Origin of the sequence: Candidatus Sulfotelmatobacter sp., assembly GCA_035504415.1 — a bacterium.
Lineage (GTDB): Bacteria > Vulcanimicrobiota > Vulcanimicrobiia > Vulcanimicrobiales > Vulcanimicrobiaceae > Vulcanimicrobium.
This window is the reverse complement of the sequence record DATJRY010000012.1, coordinates 1-18436: the sequence shown is the minus strand read 5'-3', so window position 1 is coordinate 18436 and position 18436 is coordinate 1. Positions and strand designations below refer to the sequence as shown.

Sequence of the window (18436 nt, the reverse complement as noted above, 5' to 3'; positions counted from 1 at the left end):
AAACGCGCGCGGGGCGCTGGGCATTCCGCCGCGTGCGCCGAATGGCGACAAGGTGACGGAGACGCCCGCCGACGTCGGCCGCCAAGGTGACGAGCGCCATCCGGGCTGGTCGCTTCGGCACGCACTGCGCGTCGAATCGCGCCGTCTGACGCTGATCGCGGTCGCGACGATCGTCATCGCCGTTGGCCTGGTGGTCGCGTTCTCGTGGGTGCTGCCGACGCTCGAAGTGCGGCGTCCGGTCGTGTCGGTGAAAGACTACGTCCTCACCCACGGCAAGGACTACCTGCGCTTCAAGCTGATCGTCCAGCATCCGCGCTCGCTGCGCGTCAACGATTCCGCGCTGCTCACCATCGCGCTGGCCGCGAAAGACGGCGACATCCGCAACGCGATCTCGCACCTGCACGCGCCCGACACCGCGAACCCGCGCGACGTCCGTGCGCTCGTCGCGCAAGTCGTGCACGCGGAAGAAGACGCGCACGCGACGGTCCTGTGGCAAAACGTTTCGGTGCTGCCCATTCCGCCCAGCGGACCACCGCCGGGCGTGACCATCGAGAAGTTGGCGGTCACCAACGCGCACGCGCTCGGCATCGTGAACATTCCCCCCGATTATCACGCGATTCGCGTGTGGCAATACCTCATCACCTCGGACCGCGCCGGCGTGCGTTCGCTGGTCGAGGATTGGCATTTCTTGGGCCAAGAGACGACCTCGGTGCAGCACATCACGTTCACGCAGCCGTGGATCTCGCCGGAGAACGTCCCGACGGTGCTCGCCGTCATCACCGGCATCGTCGGTTTGGCGACCACCGTGTACGCGGCGCGTCGCCCGCTGTAGCTCCGACGCACCGCTCGCCTGGAAACACGCCGGGATGAGAAATTGTGCCTGGTCAGGTGTGCGCAATTGCCCGAATTGGGTAGCATTTGCGTCACCATGAGCACTCTCCACACTGTACTCAAGACCGCCCGGCCGGTTGCTCTCGGTGTTGCACTCTTCGCGGCCGGCGGCACGCTTGCCGCTGCGCAAGACACGACCACCTACACGACCTTCGACCCGCAGTACAACACGATCACGACTTGGCAAACGACGTGGGACGCCGGGAACTACGATCGTCATCACGTGCTGATCGGCACCGTCGCCGACAGCAAACCCTATCGCCTCCTGCTCTCGCCCGCCGATCCCACCGACCACGAAACGATGGTAGACCTCAAGGACGGCACCGTCATCCGCCCCGACGGCACGACGCTGGTTCCCGGTATGCGCGTCGCCGTGATGGGCTACTGGAGCAAAGGCACGTTCATCGCCAACCGCGTCATCCTGCGCGGCACCGGCATGTAAGTTCGTCCCCGGCATCTTCGGAAGAACAACAGGGACGCGACCCACGAACGTCCTCGCTCCGGCGGGGACGTTCTTCGTGTCCCGCGCATAGAGTCGCCATGCTCGCCGATGCGCTCGTTCTGACCGGCCGCCACGTGCGGCTCGAGCCGCTCGGCCTGCAGCACGTCGACGGGCTCTTGGCCGCGCGAGCGGAAGACCCGTCGATCTATCGCTGGAGCCCGACACCGCACACGCGCGCGGACGCCGAGCGCTACGTCCAAACCGCCGCGGCCTGGCGCGCAGCCGGGACCGCCGCGCCGTTCGCGACGGTCCGGCTCGCCGACGGCATCGTGATCGGCTCGACCCGCTTCTTCGACCTCGAGCGCTGGGCGTGGCCGGCCGATCATCCGCGCGCCGCGCGCGCGACACCCGACGTCGGCGAGATCGGCTACACCTGGCTCGCGCGCAGCGCGACCCGCACCGCCGCCAACACCGAAGCGAAGCTGCTGATGCTCACGCTCGCCTTCGAGGAATGGGACATGCTGCGCGTCTGCCTGCATACCGACGCGCGCAACACGACCTCACGGACGGCGATCGAACGCATCGGCGGTCGCTTCGAGGGGATCCTGCGCGCGCATCGCCTCGCCGTCGACCTCACCCCGCGCGACTCCGCCCGCTACGCGATCACCGCCGACGAGTGGCCCGCGCTCAAAGCTCGTCTCGAGCGCCGCGCAAATGGCTCGTCGTCATGAGCCACTTCGGCGGATCGTAGGCCACTAGGAGAGCTCGGCGAGAAACTGCGCGGCCAGTTTCGGCTCGCCGGGGACATTGCTGCCGCGCATGGCCCGATACGCGAGGTAGCGTCCGACGAGCGGGTCCGGGTCTGCAAAACCGAGCTCTTCGCGGAGCTGCGTTATCTCATCAGCCAAGGCGAGGAGCTCGCGCGCGTCGGCTGACGTCAACCGGCGGGCGACGTTGCCGAGCCGTTTGTCCGCGAGGTCGTTCTGCCCGAACATGCCGTACGAGCCGCCGGCACATGCCTTGAGCGCACGGAGCAAAACACTCCGAAATTCCGCGACCCGAGCTTCAAGGCGCGCCTCGAGCGAGGCGCGACGGCTCGCTCGACTCATGCTCGTTCCGTTGCGTCGGCAGCGAGGCGGCGTTCGGCCATCGCGCAGTAGTCGGCGTTGAGCTCGACGCCGAGGTAGCGGCGGCCGAGGCGTTTGGCGACCAGCGCCGTCGTCCCCGAGCCCAGGAACGGGTCGAGCACGAGGTCGCCGGGCCGGCTCGTCGCCAGGATGCACGGTGTGATCAGACCTTCGGGGAAGACCGCGAAATGCGCGCCGCGGAATTTGCTCAGCGGCACGCTCCACACGGTGCGCTTGTTGCGCCCCTTGGGATGAAAGGCGGTGTCCCAGGCGCCGCTGTGCAGTCCTTGCCGGCCGGCGAACTTGCCGTTCGCCGGCGTACGCCCGCCGGGCTCTAAGTGCGCGCGGCCGCCGCGCATCTTCGACTCCGGCGAGAACGTCTTGTGCGGCTCGCGGATCGCGTCGGCGTCGTAGTAGTATTGCGCGCTCGCGCCGAGCAGAAACACGTACTCGTGGTCGACCGTCGGACGGCGCGTGCTCGACGAAGGCATCGCGTTGGGCTTGTGCCAGATGACGTCGGAGATCAGCCGCCAGCCATCGGCGACGAGCGCGAGCGCGACGCGCCACGGCAGCCCGAGCAGCCCCGCGTCCGTCGAGACGTCGCCGAGGTTCAACCACAACGTCCCATCGTCTCGCAGCGCCGGACGCAACCGCCGGAACACCTCGACGAGGTGCTCGACGTACCGGTCCGGGCTGGTCTCGGAACCGAGCTGCCCGTTCGTACCGTAGTCGCGCAGGCGAAAGTAGGGCGGGCTGGTGACGACGGTCTGGACGTGCCCGCGCGGGAGCGTCGCCGCCAGCGCGAGGATGTCGGCGCAGTGGATCTCGTCGCTGAACGTCGCCGGCGTCGTCCGCGCGGTCCGCATCGTCGCGCTGTTCCACCGCTCCGCGGCCGACTCTTCCGGAAAAGAAAAACGCCGGCGTTGCCGGCGTCATCGTCTTGGTGCCCAGGAAGGGACTCGAACCCCCACGACCTCGCGATCACTAATACCTGAAACTAGCGCGTCTACCAATTCCGCCACCTGGGCGCGGACCGACTCCGGTTCCGTACCCGCGGGCCGGAGCCCTGCGGCCGGCGGTCAGCCGTAGGCGCCCAGCTCGACCAGGTTGCCGTCGGGATCGCGCACGTAGTGCGAGGTGATCGGCCCGCGGGCGCCCGTCTTCGGGACCGGGCCGAGCTCGATCGGCACCCCGGCGGCTTCGAGCCGCGCCCGCACCTCGTCGGGCCCGACCGCGGCGACCAGGCAATAGTCGGCCGAGCCGGCGGTCGGCACGGCGGCCAACGGCGACCATCGGTTGCCCAGCTGATGCAGGTTGATCTTCTGCGGGCCGAAGCGCAGTGCGCGGCGGCCTTCGCCGAAATGCACCAGCTCCGCGCCCAGCGCGTCGACGTAGAACGCGATCGTGCGCTCGACGTCGGTGCAGTTGAGCACGAGATGGTCGAGGCCGCCGGCGAGCGTCGCGCTCGGATCCGGCTCGCCGTAGGTCGCGACGGCGCGCACGATGTGGCCGTGCACGTCGTACACGTTGGCGTCGGCGACCAGCGCGCCCGTTTCGCGCCGGTAGAGGACCGTCGTCTCGGCCACGCCGCGCAGCACGTCCTGCAGCGTGAAGCGCAGGTTCGGCGCGGTGATGCCGCGCGCGAAGTGCTCGCGCAGCGCGTCGCGGCCGCGCAACGTTCCGTCCGCGTGTCCCCAGCGCGTGACGACGGTGGGCGACGTGAAGACGACGTCGGCGGCGTAGTGGCTCATCACCGCATCGAGGTCACGGCGGTTCCAGGCCTCGCACCACGCCTGCGCCGTGCGGCGCGGGTCGCGCTCGCCCTCGGAGACGACTCCCGACATGCTCATGCCGGAGCCTACGCGTGCTTCGGCAGCAGCGCCTTCACGTAGGTGCCGAATACCGGCAAGCGGCGGATGGTGACGTCGGCCGCCAGCGCCGCGACCAGGAACAGCCCACGGCCGGATTCCGACCAGATGTCGCCCGGCAGCGAGGGGAGACCCTCGAAGCCGACACCGTCGTCCATCACGTGGAGCCACACGCCGCGCTCGTCGACGGAGAGGGCCAGGCTCAGCCGGCCCGGCGCGTAGCGCAACACGTTGCCGACCAGCTCGCTGAAGATCAGCTCGCAGGCTTCGAGATTCGCCGACGGCCCGTACTCCTCGCGAATGGCGGCGACGAAGTCACGCTTGATCGCGTAGGCGGCGGCCGAATCGCTGACGTCGAACGCCCAGCGGCGCGTCCGCCCCACCGCCATCGAGAGGATCGCGACGTCGTCGCGCGCTTGCCGCAAGGTGACCAGACGATTGACGAACCGGGCCGGGTTCGCGGCGTGCAGTGCCTCGTCGCCGGCGAGCAGCGCCTCGACGGCGTCCTGGCCGGCGATCGGATCGCGGTCGACCTCGGTCAGCCCGTCCGTATAGCCGACCAGCAGCGCGACCTCGTCGAGCGGAGTCTCGAGGGAAACGTATTCGCTGTCGGACGCGATGCCCAGCGGCACGCAGCTCGCGGCCGGCAGTGGGAACGGCGCGCCGACGTGCGGCTTGACGATCGGCGGCGGGTGTCCCGCGGACGCGTAGCGGATCGTGCGCCCTGCCTCGTCGACGACGGCCACGAACGCGGTCGCCAGCTCGTCACGGCCCTCGCCGATCATCGCGCGGTTGAGCAGTCGTAACATTCCGGCCGGATCCATCGTGACGACCGCGGCGAGACGAATCCACTGCCGCAGCTGCACCATCAGGCGCGCCGCCTCGATGCCCTTGCCGGTGACGTCGCCGATCGTGAGCACGATGCGTCCATCGCTCACGAACGCGTCGTACCAGTCGCCGCCGAGCGCGCTGTCGACGTGCGCGGGCTGATAGATCGCATTGAATTGCAAGCGTGCCGTCTGCGGCAGCTCGTCGTTGAGGAACGTGCGCTGCAACGTTTCGGCGACGTGCTGCTCGCGGCGATAGCGCTTCGCGTTGGCGACGGCCAGCCCCGCACGGCGCCCCAACTCCTGCGCCGCTTCCAGGTCGCCCACTTCGAACGGATCGGTGCAGTCGGTGCGTACGAACGTGAGCGCACCGAAGATCGCTTCTTCGGCGACGACCGGCACGACGATCTTCGAACGATAGCCCATCAGCCGCATGAAGGCTTCGTGCGGATCGGACGAGGCGTGCTCGAGCAACGTGCGCTCGTCGAAGACGGGGACGAAGAACGAGTCGCCGGTGCTCGCGACGTAGCGCGCCGGATGAACGCCGCGCGTCTCCGACTGCAAGAGAGGCGTCACCATCGCCTTGAGCGAGGACTCGATCTCGGGGTCGCGGTGGGCGCCGACGCTGACGTAGAGGCGGCCCGTCTTCTCGTCGATCAGATCGAACAGGCACAGTTCCGCGAACGACTCGACCGCGGTATGCGCCACGTTGGAGAGCGTCTCGTCGAGATCGAGGGAGCGATGAAAGAGCTCCCCGGCGCGCACCAGCATCGCCAGGCGGCGCTGGATGGCATCAGTGGCGAGCCCGGAGGCCACGGTCACGTTGTTCGAAATCGTACCCAGATTCGGCGCCTCTTACGACCGGGTCGCCCCGGGAACCGAGCGCTGCACCAGGGTGATGCCGGCAGCCACGGCCAGCAGGCCGATCAGGTCGCGCCAGTAGACCGGTTCGTGCAGCAGCAGCGCCGAGAGCGCCAGGCCGAAGACCGGGGTCAAGAAGTAGTAGGCGCTTACACGCGACGCCTCGCCGTGGGTGAGCAGCCAGAACCACAGCAGCGAGGCGCCGATCGACATCACCAGCACGACGTAGACGAACGAGACGATCAGCTGCCAGGACCAGTGCGCATGCGGCGCGCCCTCGGTCAGCACCGCCAGCGGTAGGACGACGACGCCGGCCGCCAGCAGCTGTAGACCGGTGACGGCGCGCAGGTCGAGCGCGGTCGTCCAGCGCTTGTAGACGATCGTCGCCGCGACGCTGGCCAGCACGCCGACGAACGCCAGCGCGACGTCGCGCGGCTCGGCCGTCCCGCTGCCGGCCCGCACCAGCACGATGGCCAGCACGCCGCCGAATCCGAGCACCAGTCCCGCGACTTTCCCGACCGAGAGCGGCTCGCGCAGCGCCCACGGCGCGACCAGCGCCAGTACGAGCGGGTTCGTCGAAGCGACGATCGCGCCGAGGCCTGAAGCCAGGTGGCGCAGCGCTTCGTACGTGCAGCCCAGGTAGATCGCGTTGCCGAGCACCCCCAAGACGACCACCGTCAGCCAGGCGCGTCGGGTCCGCGGGAACGGCGCGCGCAGCGCCAGCGCCAGCAGGACCGCGAGCGAACCGGCCGTCGCGAAGCGCACGACCAAGAACCACAGCGGCGAGGAGCCCAGGACGCCGACCTTGCTCGGCACGTACGCCGACGCCCAGAGGAAGATGTAGAACAGCGCCGCGAGGGTGCCGAGCGGTCGGCTCACCCGCGTATGGTACGCCGCCGGCACCGGACTGGCGCCGACTCCGGTCTCAGCGGCGTCGGACGATCAGCCGCAGACTAGACGTCCGTTGCTGTTGACGATGTTCGCGCCGCGGCAGCGCCGCGGGTCGATCTGCGAGCGCCGTAGGCCCCCGCCGGCGCGGTTGCACATCGCGACCAGCAAGCCGTTCTCCATGTGCGCGTTCTGGCAGCTCTGCTGATACGAGCCCGGCGGGACGTAGCCCACCGCGCCGCCGCCGCAGACCAGCCGGCCGTTGTTGTTGGCGACGGGTCCGCCGCCGCAGCGTCCGAGCGGGATGGTGCTGCGCACGACGGCGCCGTTGGCGGCCGTACAGTGCGCCACCAGCAGGCCGTTGCGGACGTGGATCCCCGTGCACGAGGCTTGGTACGAGCCGGGCGGATACGGCTGCGCGACGGCGGGACCGAACGACGCCGCGATGAGCGTCAACGCCGCAAGGGCGCCGGTAAGAATGCTTTTCATGTCCACCACCTTTCCGAGAGCTCTCTTGCCCAGCCCGCGGTTCCGTCATACCTGGCCTGAAACCGGCCTGGCGCCGCCTCCGGTCTTAGGCACGCACCATGCCCCAGGTTCTCCCGCTCAACGCCGTCGACGAGCCGGTCGACGGCTACTCCACGACCGTGACCGCGGTCGTCGACAAGGTCGCACCCGCGGTCGTCTCGATCGAGGTCCGCACCAACGGCCGCCGCTCCGGCAGCGGTTCCGGCTTCGTCGTCACCACCGACGGCTTCGTGTTCACCAACTCGCACGTCGTCCACGGCGCGCGCGAGATCGAGGTCGCGTTGCTCGACGGCCGGCGCTACCGCGCGATGCTGATCGGCGACGACCCCGATAGCGACCTAGCGGTCGTCCGCATCGCCGCGCCCGATCTGGTCCCGGTCGAGATCGCCGACTCCGCGCAGCTGCGGGTCGGCCAGCTGGCGATCGCGCTCGGCAACCCGTTCGGTTTGCAATGCGCGGTGACGGCCGGCGTCGTCTCCGCCCTCGGCCGCTCGCTGCGCTCGCAGTCGGGCCGTTTGATCGACAACGTCATCCAGACCGATGCCGCGCTCAACCCCGGCAACAGCGGTGGCCCGCTGGTCGACGCGCGCGGCCGCGTCATCGGCATCAACACCGCGATCGTCTCCGGCGGCCAAGGCATCTGCTTCGCGATCGCCTCGAACACCGCGACGCGACTGGCCGGTCTGCTGATCCGCGACGGGAAGATCACGCGCGCCTACGTCGGCGTCGCGGGTGCCGACGTCGAGGTTCCGCGCCACCTGCAGCGCTTGCACGAGCTCACCCAGACGCACGGCGTGCTCGTGCACGGCGTGGAGGACCACAGCCCGGCCGCGCGGGCTGGCGTCGAGGAGGGCGACGTGCTGATCGCGCTCGGCGACGAGGAGATCACCAGCGTCGACGGGCTCCACAAACTGCTGACCGACCGGCACGTCGACGCGCCGACGAAGGTCACGCTGCTGCGCCGTAACGAGCGCGTGACGCGCACGATCATCCCCGCCGAGGCGCGCCCCCGCACGTAGTCGCGGGACTCAGCGGGGCTGCGCCGCGTACCGGAACTGTCCCGGCATCCAGGCGCACACGCTGCCGTCCTTCATCACGAACGACTCGCTGCCGTCGACCTCGGGGTTGAAGTCGGCGTTGCGCGCCTTGGTGGCGCTCCAGTCCACGGCCGGCTCGTTGCGCGCCGCCGCGCGCGCCTTGGTATACGAGAACTGCGGGTTCTTGGCCAGGGCGTTGAGCGCGTTGGCCAGCCGTCGGGCATCGTCCATGCGAGGGGGTTCTCCTGCTCCAAGCGTGGCGGTTCCTCGACGCGAACCGCGCTGGCATACCAGGCCGCCTGCGAACGCGAAAAATTCCTCGCGCCGGGTGTCACCATCGGACGTTCGACACGGTCTGTGGAAGGAGCCGTGGGGAGAGAAGGCAGGCGGACGAGCGTGACCGACGAGGTGCTCTTTTACGAACGATTCCTGGCCGACGTGCGTCGCTGCGCCCCCGGCCGGCGGGCGGCCGTCCTCGAGGTCGCGCGGCGCCTGCGCGCGGCACTGCGCGCGCCGGCCCCGGAACGTGATCGCCGCTGGTCGTTCGTCGTGCTCGCGATCCGCGATCTGCTCGTCGTCGTCGCGGACCGCAACAGCGGCGCAGCGCGGCGCCTGTGCGATTTCGTCCGCGAGAACGCGGACCTGAACCTGCCGCGCGACGTCGCGCTGACCGATTTCACTCCCCGGCTCGTCCCCGCCGGCGTCCTGGTCGGCACGCGCGGGCGCTATCTGCTGTTGGCGCCGCGCGTGCGCACGAGCCGGCCGCCGCGTCCCCGACCCGCGCGGGCGCGCGCGGCCGCCGTCTGCGGCACCGGCCTGCTGAGCACCGTCGTCTTCTGGCTCGCCGTCGCGCTGCCGCGATGACGCGCGCGCCGGTTCTCGTCACCGGCGCATCCACCGGGATCGGCGCGGCGACGGTACGCACCCTGCTGGCGCAGGGCTTTCGGGTCTGGGCGGGCGTCCGCGACGAGGCGTCCGCCGACGCCCTGGCCGCGCTCGGCGAACGCTGCACGCCGCTCACGCTCGAGGTCACCAACGCGGAGCACATCGCCGCGGCGGCCGAACGGATCGCCGCCGACGGCGGCCTCTACGGCCTGGTGAACAACGCCGGCATCGCGGTCGGCGGCCCGCTCGAGGCACTGCCCGTCGACGACCTGCGTCGTCAGCTCGAGGTCAACGCCGTCGCGCCGATCGCGCTCGCGCAAGCGATGTTGCCGATGCTGCGGCGCACGCTGGGACGCATCGTGATGATCTCGTCGGTCGGCGGCCGCATCGCGTTGCCGTTCGTCGGCCCCTATGCGGCCTCGAAGCACGCGCTCGAAGCGCTCTCGGACGCGCTGCGCGCCGAGCTGCTGCCCAGCGGCGTCGACGTGATCCTGGTCGAGCCGGGCGCGGTGAAGACGCCGATCTGGGAACGCGGCGCGCGCGCCGGCGAGGCGATGGCGGCGGGCTTCGATCCGCTCACGCAAGCGCGTTATGCCGCCGACGTCGCCATGATGCTCAAGGTCTCGCACGCGATGGACGCACGCGGGATCCCGGCCGAACGGGTCGCGGACGTCGTCGCCCGCGCGCTGACCGCGCGCCGGCCGCGCACGCGCTACTTGGTCGGGAACGACGCGAAGCTGCGCGTGCTGCTGCGCCGGTTCGTCCCCGACCGCCCGCGCGATCGACTGCTGCGCGCGGCGATGCGACGACTCGGCTCGTGATCCTTCGGCTGCTGCCGATCCTCGGTATCACGTTCATCGACATCTTCGGGTTCAGCATGCTGCTCCCGCTGCTGCCGTTCTTCGTCAAGCACTTCGGCGCCGCCGACGTCGTGGTCGGCATCGTCGCCGCGACGTACTTGCTGGCGCAGCTGATCGCCGGCCCCCTGTGGGGAAACCTCAGCGATCGCGTCGGCCGCAAAGCGGTGCTGATCGTCTCGCAGATCGGCGCCACCATCGGGTGGACGATGCTCGGGTTCGCGCCGACGATCGGCTGGGTGATCGCCGCGCGCGCGGTCGAAGGACTCAGCGGCGGCAACTTGGGCGTCACGCAAGCGTACGTGAGCGACCTCGTCCCGCCCGAGCAGCGCGGACGCGCGTTCGCATGGCTGGGCGCCTCGTTCAGCATGGGCTTCGTGTTCGGCCCCGCGCTGGCGGGCTGGCTCAACGCCGCGTACGGCTTCTCGACGCCGTTCTTCGTCGCCGCCGGCTTGCAGGCGCTGACCCTCCTGCTGACGATCGTGCTGCTGCCGGAGTCGCGCAGCGGTGCGACCGATGAAGCGAAGAACGCGGCGACGCCGCATGCGATCGCGGAGTCGTTCGGCGACCGGCGTGTCGCGCCGGTGCTCTGGTTGCGACTGGTCTTCGTCTTGGGGCTGTACGGCTGGTTCGGGATGATGGCGCTGATCCTCAACCGTCAGCTCGGCTGGGGTGCCAGCGATCTGGCGTGGGTGTTCACCTGCTTCGCGCTGTTCCAGGTCGTGCTGCAAGTCTTCGCGGTCGGGCGCAGCGTCGAGCGCAGCGGCAATCGCGCCGCGACGAATCGTGGTTTCGCGCTCTTGATCGCGGCCTTCGCGCTGGTGCCCTTGGCGAGCCACGTCGGCGTCGCGATCGTCGTGCTGGTGCTGTTCGGCATCGGGATGAGCTTGGTGAACGCGGCCTTCCCGGCACTCGCGTCCGAGGTCGCACCCGACGATCGGCGCGGTACCGTGCTGGGCGTCGTCTCCGGCCTCGACAGCCTGGCGGGCTTCCTCATGCCGCCGCTCACCACCGGCGTGCTGGGTGCGTTCGGCGTCGTCCCGGCCGACGTGATCGTCGTCGCGCTCGTCGCGACCGCGCTGGTCATCGGCATCGCCCAAGCACGGGGCCTGCACGTACCCGCGCCGGCGCCAGCGGAATGAGTCCTCGCGCGGGCGAACCGCGCGGTGATGGTGCTGTTCGGACGAGCGATCCGACGCTGGCGCGCCGGCGCGGAGTTTCGCGTCGCCGAGGACCCGCGTTTCAGCGAGGTCGCGCGCACGATCGCCTTGCGCAGCGACGCGTTCGCCGACGGTGGGCCGATGCCGCGCTCGCATGCGTCGCCGCACTTGGCGTGGAGCGGCGCCCCGCCCGAGACGCAGACGCTCGCGCTGGTGGTCGAGGACGTCGACGTTCCGTTCCCGCGTCCGTTCGTGCACGCGGTTGCGTATGACATCGAACCGAGCACGTGCGAGCTCGCGAGCGGCGCGCTGGAGTCGACGCGCACGACGATGGGCTTCAACGGCGTGCAGCGCCGCGCGTACATCTGGCCCTCGCCGATCCCCGGCCACGGCGCACACCGCTACGTCTTCACGCTGCTGGCCGTCGACTTCGTCCCCCGGTTCGACCAGCCGCCGACGCGCGGCCGGCTGCTCGACGCGATCGCTGGGCACGTCGTCGCGCTCGGCGAGCTGACCGGGACGGACGAGCGATAGCGCTCCGAGCGAGCGCGGCCTAGCAAAACCCGTACCCACTGTCAGTCGTGGGAGGGGTTGGGTCAGGAGGCGAAAAAGCCGGTCGGCCGCACCCGAGATCGGCCCGCCGATCGCGGTGCGGTTCTTCTCGATCCCGGGGACGCGCGATGCTGTTTTCTCTCACGCGCACGTCGCCGCTGCTGCGTCAGTCGGCGATCTGTGTTTTGCTCGTGCTCCTCGCGGGCTGCGGAGGCGGCGGGGGCGCCACTCCGCCGGCGGGACGTGCGCCGAGCGGCGGTCATCGCAGCACGACGGTGATCGTGAAGCTCGACACGCCGGCTCCCGCGGCGTCGTCGGCCCGACGCAGGCCGCGCTTCATCTCGCCGTCGACCGCGTCCATCGTCTATACGGTCACCGATGCCGGCGGCAACGTGGTGAGCGGCGGCCAGGGGTACGCCAACATCACCTCTCCCTCGACGTACTGCTCGCAAGCCGGCGTCGGCGCGCCGCTGGTTTGCACCGACACCCTGACGCTGGAAATCTCCGCCGGCGGGACCTACACGTTCGACGTCGCGGCGTACGACCAAGCGCAGACGCAGAACTGCACGCCCAGCGGGACGCCGGCCTGCGCCGGCGACGTGCTCGCAGACGCTCGTACCGGAAACGATCACGCTCGGTGCGACGAACACGATCTCGCTCACGATGAGCGCGCTGCCGGCGTCGATACTCATCACGACCTATCCGGGCCAGACCTCCCTCTACACCAATGGGAGCGGCGCGCAGTTCATCTCCGGTGCGACGGCGTTCCTGGTCGACGCGCTCGACGCCGACCAGAATCCGATCGTCGGTCCCGGCGCACCGACCTTCACCATCGCGGCGACGAACGGCACGATCGCGGCACAACCGACCAATGCGCAGCCGAACAAGGTCACGATCACTCCGTCGGCGGCCGGCACGCTGACCGTCAACGCGACGGCTTCGCTCCCGAGCGGGAGCGGCGCGACCTGCGGCAGCGGCGGCGTCGTCTGCACGGCCTCGGCGAGCTTCAACGCGTTCACCGTGCCGCTGGTCGCGATCGGCTTCGAGACGAGCAATACCGTCCAACTCGTCGAGGACAACGGCGATGGTTTTGGGTCTGTGATCGCAACCGTTCCGACCGCGCAACCGCCGTACTTCATCGCACTGTGCCCCAACGGACAGCTGCTGGCCGCGGGCACCGGCGAGCTCACCGTCTCGTCGCCCCCCTACACGTCGACCGCGACGATGACCTTTCCGAGCAGCGGCGGGCTGGGCGGCAGCGGCGACATCGCCGGGGTTGCCTGCGACGCGAAGAGCACCGTCTACGTCGCGGACGCGAGCACGATCTACACGTACGCGGGCCCGCTCGTGCCCGCCTCGAACCCGACGGCGACGACGATTTCGCTGGGCAGCGGGATCGACGCGATCCCCTACGGCGGGGGATTCGACACGAACGGCTTCGTGAACGGTGCGCTCGCCGTCGCACCGAACAGCACGATCTTCGTCACGACCTTCAACACGTCGACAGCCCATCAGGCGGTGCTCTCGCTGGCGACGCACGCGGCGGTTTTCGTGCCGGGAGGCACGTACTACAGCTCCACCGCGCTGAGCGTGGACGCGGCTTCCGATCTCTTCATCACCGACGGCGAGGACGGCGAGGTGGCCGAAGTCCAGCCGCCGGCGTCCAACGCGTCTCCGATCGTCGAAGCGAATCTCGGGTCGCCGTTCGACCCGGCCGGCGGGCTGGCGATCAACGGTGAGTTCTACCTGGCGAACTCGACCGGCGTGCTCTACCAGTGGACGACGCCGCTGGCGAGCGACACGCTCGCCGGCGGCGCCGTACCGAACTACCCGGAAGGCCAGACGGCGCAGGCAGGGGGACCGATGGCCGCCGACATCTACGGCGACCTATTCGTCCCGTACTACGTCGGTCCCGGGAGCTACATCGACGGCACGTATCAAGTGTATCCGGTGCGGCCGTCACCGTTCGCGTTCGACAACTCGTACTATCCGATCGGCGGCAGCACGAACGTCATCACCTCGGTGGCAACGTTCCCGTGATCGGCGCGCGCAGGCAAAGGATTGTGATGACGATGTTCGGCTCCCGCCGGCGCTGGGCGGCTCGGGCGGCGTGCGCGCTGGTGGCGCTGCTGAGTGCTTGCGACGGCGGCGGATCGACGAACGTTCTCCCGACGCCAACCGCGCCGCTGCAAGCGACACGCGTCGTGGTCACGCTGGACGCGCCGGCGCCGGCCACGGCGGCGGCAAACCGTCGCGCGCCGAAGTACATCTCGGCCGAGACCGCCTCGATCGTCTACACGGTGACGAATAGCAGCGGCACCGTCGTCTCCGGCGGTCAAGGCTACGTCAACCTCGGGACCTCGCCCTACGGCTACTGCACGCAGTCCGGCGTCGCCGCACCGTTGGTGTGCACGGACTCGCTCTCGCTCGAGCTCTCGTCGAGCGGACCCTACACCTTCGCGGTCGGGGCGTACGACCAGCCGCAAACGGCGAACTGCGTGCCGGGGAGCGCGACGGCGTGCGCCGGGCACGCGCTCTCGCAGACGATCGTCCAGCAGACGCTCACCGTCGGTTCGGCCAACACGGTGTCCCTCACGCTGATCGGCTTGCCCGCGACGATCTCCGTCGCGCTCGCGCCCGGACAGAGCAGCGTTCGGACGAGCGCGCAGGGCGAGCAATTCGTCTTCGGCGCGACGCGCTTCGTGCTCACGGCGCTCGACGCGGACGGCAACGTAATCGTCGGGCCGGGCGCCCCGTCGTTTTCCGTTTCCACCACCAACGGCACCGTCTCACAACCGACCACGGCGCAGCCGAACCTCGCCACGGTCACGGCCTCCACGACCGGAGCGATGACGGTGAGCGCGAGCACGCAACTCGCGACCGCCGCGGGTACCTCGTGTGGTCCCTCCGGCGCGACCTGCAGCGGGAGCCTCACCGTGAACGCCGTCGCCGCGACACTGATCGCGGTCGGGTACGAGACGGGCAACGTCGTCGACGTGTTCCAAGACGGCGGCTCGGCACCGGTCCGTCTTGCCGCGATGCAACTCTCGCAGCAGCCGGACTTCGTCACGTTCTGCGCCGACGGGACCTTGGTCGCGGCCGGCCCTTCGCAGCAGCTGACGTTTGCGGCGCCGCCCTACACCAGCACCTCGTCTTTGACTGTTCCCGGAACGGGAAACATCGCCGGCCTCGCGTGCCGGCAGGGAACGCTGTACGTCGCCGCCGGCAGCAGCATCTACGAGTTCGCGAGCCCGCTGACCGGTGCGTCGACGCCCACCACGACCCTCGCGCTCGGAAGCTACACCGCCTCGCCGACCTTCTCGCCGCTCGACCCGAGCAGCTTCATGAACGGTGCCCTCGCCGTCGCGCCGAACGGGACCGTCTACGCGATCGGGTCCGGCGCCGGCGGCTTGTGGCTCCTCTCGCCCGGACAACCCCCGATCGCGAGCATCGCGTCGACGACCGGCGGGAACAGCGACGCGCTGACGACCGATGCCGCCGGCGATCTCTTCATGACTAACCCCGACTACGACACGGTGACCGAGATCCCGGCCGGCGGGACGAGCTCGACGACGGTCAGCGTACCCGTGACGCCGTTCGGCGGCATCGCGTACGCCGGCGCACTCTACTTCGGCACCGGCACGAACGGCGCGCTCGACGCGCTGACGATACCGCTGACGGCCGGCGAGACCGTGACCACGGGTGCGTCACTCGTTCCGCCGGGCTCCGCTCAAAACACGGCGGTGGCTTCGACCGACGCGGTGGACTGGAACGGCAACGTCGTCGTCGCGACCGAAGCGTCGTATCCCGGCGTCTACTCCCCGAATCCGCACTACGAAGCGAGCGAAGTCGACGTCTCAAATTGGACGATCCCGTATCAGCCGTACGACGACTCGACCAACCTCGGCAACGTGGTGACGTCGGTGGCTACCTTCCCGTAGTCGACGTTCCGACGTCTGCGCCCCGGTCGAGCGCGCGCTCCACACCGTGGAGCTTGTCGGGATTGCGGGTCGTGTAGATCGCGGCGATGCGCGTGCCGTCCAGCTCGAGCGCCAGCGTCTGGGTGACGGTGCCGTCGTGCTCGACGGCCACGAAGCCGAGCAGGCCGTTGATCGTGGCTCGTCGCCCGAGCAGCGTCGGGGGAAACTTGCGTGCGACACCCTGCAAGAAACGGCCGACGCGGTCCTGACCGGTCAGCACGTTGCGGGCCGCGCTGGCCTTGCCGCCGCCGTCGGAGATCAGGCGGACGTCCTGCGTGAGCAGCGCCTGAATGCCACCGAGGTCGCCGGCGCGCAGCGCGGCGACGAAGGCGTCGCGCACGCGCACCGCTTCTTCGCGCGGGACGATCGCACGCGGCCGGCTCGAGCGCACGTGCTCGCGGCCGCGCGCCGCCAGTTGGCGCACCGCGGGCTCACTGCGCTCGAGGATGGTGGCGATCTCGGCGAACGGCACGTCGAGCGCGTCGTGCAGCAAGAACGCCGCACGCTCGAGCGGCGAGAGGCGTTCCAGCGCCAGCAGCAGGGCGAACGAGACATCGTCGGCGATCGTCGCCGCCGTCGCGGGATCGGCCGCCGGATCGTCGAGCACCGGCTCGGGCAGCCACGGTCCGACGTACACTTCGCGCCGCGCGCGTGCCGAGCGCAGGCGGTTGATGCACAAACGGGTCACCGTCGCGCGCAAGAACGCGCGGTCGTCGTGCACGGGTGCCCGCCGCAGCGCGTCGTCCCACCGCAGATAGCTCTCCTGCACGGCGTCCTCGGCTTCGGCGCGCTCGCCGAGCATGCGGTACGCGTGCCGCAGCAACGAGGTCCGGTGCGGCTCGAAGCGGGACGCGGCGTCGGCGCTCATGTGCTCCTCCCTCGGCCGCCCGGCGGCGGCCTCGTTCTCTATCGACGCCGCGGCGGGTCGAAACGTGACGCGCCGGGACTCATTCGACCCAGCGCACCAGCTCGTCGAACGCCTCCATCACCTGCGGCCAGCCGGGCCGCAGGCGTGGATAGTCGGGATCCTCCGACCACGCGTCGACGTGCTGCGCGTCGGGCAGCAGACGGCCCCGGTAGCGCTCGGCGCGGCCCGCGCCACGCACCAGCGCGGCGTACGGCGCGAAGTGCTCGGCCGGCGGGATCAGGTGGTCGAGCTCGGAGGCCAAGTCGATCAGCTTGCACCGGATCGCGCCGGTGTTGGCGAAGCCGGCGATCCGCGCGGCGATGCGCGGGTCGCGGTCGAGCCGCCAGTCGCCGATGCGCGTCGCCCACGCGTCGGCCGGTTCGGGCGTTACGACGTCGCCGTACGCGATCGACGTCTGCGGGTCGAGGTGCACCGCGTGCAGCCACGCGGTGAGGTACCAGTAGGCGACCAGGTTCTTCGCGTACAGCGAGCCGCCGCGCAGGCCGGCGACGTCGGGCGGAAAGCCGAGCCCGACCAGTCGTTCCGGTGTGCCCGCTTCCATCGCCGCGATCGCGGGCGGCAACTGCCGCAAGACGTTGTGCTCGGGCGTCCACAGGACGGCGTTCCAGGTCAGCGCGCCCGCGAAGCGATCGCTCGACTCGATCGCGCGCCGTACCTCGTAGCCGCCGTTGGAAAGTCCGACCGCATACACCCATTCGGGTGTAGTGCGATGTACCTGCGCGACGATCTCGTGCGCGACGTCGGTCACCGCCAGCAGCTCCGCGGCCCAGCGCTCCATCGTCTTGCCGGGCGCGTGCTGCCACAGGCTCAGCGCGGCGCCGCCGGGCAGCGGGAAGCGCGGCAGCGTGACGCCGTCGAGCGCGAAGGTCGCGCCGGGAGCGAGCAGCACGACGCCGTCGCCGACGCCTTTGTTGCCGGCGGCGTACGCGTAGCCGCGCGCCAGCAACGGATCGGCGAAGAGCCGGTCGCAGGCGAACTCCGAGCGCTGCGCGGGCGTCCCCGCGACCACGAGGCGGCCGTTCCAGCGACGCGGGACGCGCACGCTGAAGCGTTCGTCGGCGCCGAACGAGCCGCTCGCGCGCCAGCCGGCGATCGGCTCAGGCGGCGACGGTACCGATGCGGGCGTGATCGCACGCGCGTCGGCGGCCGCGTAGGCCGGCGATCCGATCGGGACGCCCGGTCCGAACGCGCCGCTCGTGCCGGGCGGCAGCGAACGCGCCGGCGCGTACGACGGCATCGCGGCCGATCGTAGATCGTCGACCTCGGTGAGGACGAGCGTGCGCTCCATCCCGGTGAAGATTCGTTTCGTTGCATCGCCGCTCCCGGAGGGGGATTCGTTCGGCCGCGGCGTAGCGCGCACTGCATTCGTTTTCGTGGAGGAAGTCAATGGCTAGACGCTTCGCTCTTGCGCGCATCGCTGCACTCGCGCTCGTCCTCGCGCTCGGATCGAGCGCCGGCCTCGCGCCGGCGAAGGCCGCCGGGAGCGACGTGACCGTGGGCGTGATCTACTCGAAGACCGGGTTCTTGGGCAGCTACGGCCAGCAGTACATGGACGGCTTCCAGGCCGGGCTGGATTACGCGACGCACGGCACCGGGATGGCCGCC

The 18436-nt window shown here is 70.1% G+C and carries 20 protein-coding genes and 1 tRNA gene; 11 read left to right on the top strand and 10 right to left on the bottom strand.

The features are described 5' to 3' along the window. The first annotated feature begins 52 nt into the window (after positions 1 to 52). The 3 genes from VMD91_09780 (at position 53) to VMD91_09770 (ending at position 2064) form a co-directional block, all read left to right on the top strand. Positions 53 to 832: a hypothetical protein gene (locus VMD91_09780; GenBank protein HTW84344.1), complete on the top strand. Its 780-nt coding sequence runs from the start codon at positions 53 to 55 to the stop codon at positions 830 to 832. Between the two features lie 96 nt (positions 833 to 928). Then, entirely contained in the window at positions 929 to 1333 is a 405-nt protein-coding gene (locus tag VMD91_09775; GenBank protein ID HTW84343.1) for a hypothetical protein, read from the top strand. A 98-nt stretch (positions 1334 to 1431) separates the two neighbouring features. Next, on the top strand, positions 1432 to 2064 hold the full coding sequence (locus VMD91_09770; protein ID HTW84342.1) for a GNAT family protein: 633 nt from the start codon (positions 1432 to 1434) through the stop codon (positions 2062 to 2064). Between the two features lie 24 nt (positions 2065 to 2088). Here the strand turns inward: VMD91_09770 and VMD91_09765 are convergent, their stop codons facing one another. The 7 genes from VMD91_09765 to VMD91_09735 form a co-directional block, all read right to left on the bottom strand. After that, positions 2089 to 2442, bottom strand: coding sequence for a hypothetical protein (locus VMD91_09765; protein ID HTW84341.1), 354 nt, complete (start codon positions 2440 to 2442; stop codon positions 2089 to 2091). Beyond that, on the bottom strand, positions 2439 to 3326 hold the full coding sequence (locus tag VMD91_09760) for a site-specific DNA-methyltransferase (GenBank protein ID HTW84340.1): 888 nt from the start codon (positions 3324 to 3326) through the stop codon (positions 2439 to 2441). The genes VMD91_09765 and VMD91_09760 overlap by 4 nt, the downstream gene beginning before the upstream one ends. A 75-nt stretch (positions 3327 to 3401) precedes the next feature. Then, positions 3402 to 3488: transfer RNA gene (locus tag VMD91_09755), tRNA-Leu, on the bottom strand. A gap of 51 nt (positions 3489 to 3539) precedes the next feature. Next, positions 3540 to 4310 (bottom strand): nuclear transport factor 2 family protein, encoded by a 771-nt coding sequence (locus VMD91_09750; GenBank protein ID HTW84339.1) that lies wholly within the window; start codon positions 4308 to 4310, stop codon positions 3540 to 3542. Between the two features lie 8 nt (positions 4311 to 4318). Then, positions 4319 to 5971, bottom strand: a complete 1653-nt coding sequence (locus VMD91_09745; GenBank protein HTW84338.1) for a SpoIIE family protein phosphatase — start codon at positions 5969 to 5971, stop codon at positions 4319 to 4321. A 39-nt stretch (positions 5972 to 6010) separates the two neighbouring features. Next, a complete protein-coding gene (locus VMD91_09740) occupies positions 6011 to 6895 on the bottom strand; it encodes a DMT family transporter (GenBank protein HTW84337.1) in 885 nt (294 codons plus the stop codon). A gap of 63 nt (positions 6896 to 6958) precedes the next feature. Next, positions 6959 to 7393 carry a CVNH domain-containing protein gene (locus VMD91_09735; GenBank protein ID HTW84336.1) on the bottom strand — a complete coding sequence of 145 codons (435 nt, stop codon included), beginning with the start codon at positions 7391 to 7393 and terminating at the stop codon, positions 6959 to 6961. Positions 7394 to 7491: 98 nt separating this feature from the next. On the opposite strand from VMD91_09735, the gene VMD91_09730 reads away from it, so the two are divergent. Further along, positions 7492 to 8451: a trypsin-like peptidase domain-containing protein gene (locus VMD91_09730; GenBank protein HTW84335.1), complete on the top strand. Its 960-nt coding sequence runs from the start codon at positions 7492 to 7494 to the stop codon at positions 8449 to 8451. 9 nt (positions 8452 to 8460) lie between these two features. Here the strand turns inward: VMD91_09730 and VMD91_09725 are convergent, their stop codons facing one another. After that, a complete protein-coding gene (locus tag VMD91_09725; protein HTW84334.1) occupies positions 8461 to 8700 on the bottom strand; it encodes a hypothetical protein in 240 nt (79 codons plus the stop codon). Between the two features lie 165 nt (positions 8701 to 8865). Between VMD91_09725 and VMD91_09720 the strand changes: the two genes are divergently transcribed. The 6 genes from VMD91_09720 (at position 8866) to VMD91_09695 (ending at position 15864) form a co-directional block, all read left to right on the top strand. Then, positions 8866 to 9333: a hypothetical protein gene (locus VMD91_09720; GenBank protein HTW84333.1), complete on the top strand. Its 468-nt coding sequence runs from the start codon at positions 8866 to 8868 to the stop codon at positions 9331 to 9333. Beyond that, a complete protein-coding gene (locus VMD91_09715; protein ID HTW84332.1) occupies positions 9330 to 10175 on the top strand; it encodes an SDR family oxidoreductase in 846 nt (281 codons plus the stop codon). Before VMD91_09720 ends, VMD91_09715 begins: the two co-directional genes overlap by 4 nt. After that, positions 10172 to 11353, top strand: coding sequence for an MFS transporter (locus VMD91_09710; GenBank protein HTW84331.1), 1182 nt, complete (start codon positions 10172 to 10174; stop codon positions 11351 to 11353). Before VMD91_09715 ends, VMD91_09710 begins: the two co-directional genes overlap by 4 nt. A gap of 27 nt (positions 11354 to 11380) precedes the next feature. After that, positions 11381 to 11905, top strand: coding sequence for a YbhB/YbcL family Raf kinase inhibitor-like protein (locus VMD91_09705; GenBank protein HTW84330.1), 525 nt, complete (start codon positions 11381 to 11383; stop codon positions 11903 to 11905). A gap of 681 nt (positions 11906 to 12586) precedes the next feature. Beyond that, on the top strand, positions 12587 to 13963 hold the full coding sequence (locus VMD91_09700) for a hypothetical protein (protein ID HTW84329.1): 1377 nt from the start codon (positions 12587 to 12589) through the stop codon (positions 13961 to 13963). A 32-nt stretch (positions 13964 to 13995) separates the two neighbouring features. Continuing rightward, positions 13996 to 15864 carry a hypothetical protein gene (locus VMD91_09695; protein HTW84328.1) on the top strand — a complete coding sequence of 623 codons (1869 nt, stop codon included), beginning with the start codon at positions 13996 to 13998 and terminating at the stop codon, positions 15862 to 15864. On the opposite strand, the gene sigJ is transcribed toward VMD91_09695, so the two are convergent. Both sigJ and VMD91_09685 read right to left on the bottom strand, forming a co-directional pair. Continuing rightward, positions 15851 to 16771, bottom strand: a complete 921-nt coding sequence (gene sigJ / locus VMD91_09690) for an RNA polymerase sigma factor SigJ (GenBank protein ID HTW84327.1) — start codon at positions 16769 to 16771, stop codon at positions 15851 to 15853. The two genes, VMD91_09695 and sigJ, sit on opposite strands and share 14 nt — an antisense overlap. Before the next feature lie 79 nt (positions 16772 to 16850). After that, a complete protein-coding gene (locus VMD91_09685; GenBank protein HTW84326.1) occupies positions 16851 to 18119 on the bottom strand; it encodes a hypothetical protein in 1269 nt (422 codons plus the stop codon). Between the two features lie 98 nt (positions 18120 to 18217). Here VMD91_09685 and VMD91_09680 point away from each other — a divergent pair. Beyond that, the coding region (locus tag VMD91_09680; protein HTW84325.1) for a hypothetical protein at positions 18218 to 18436 on the top strand (219 nt) is incomplete at its 3' end.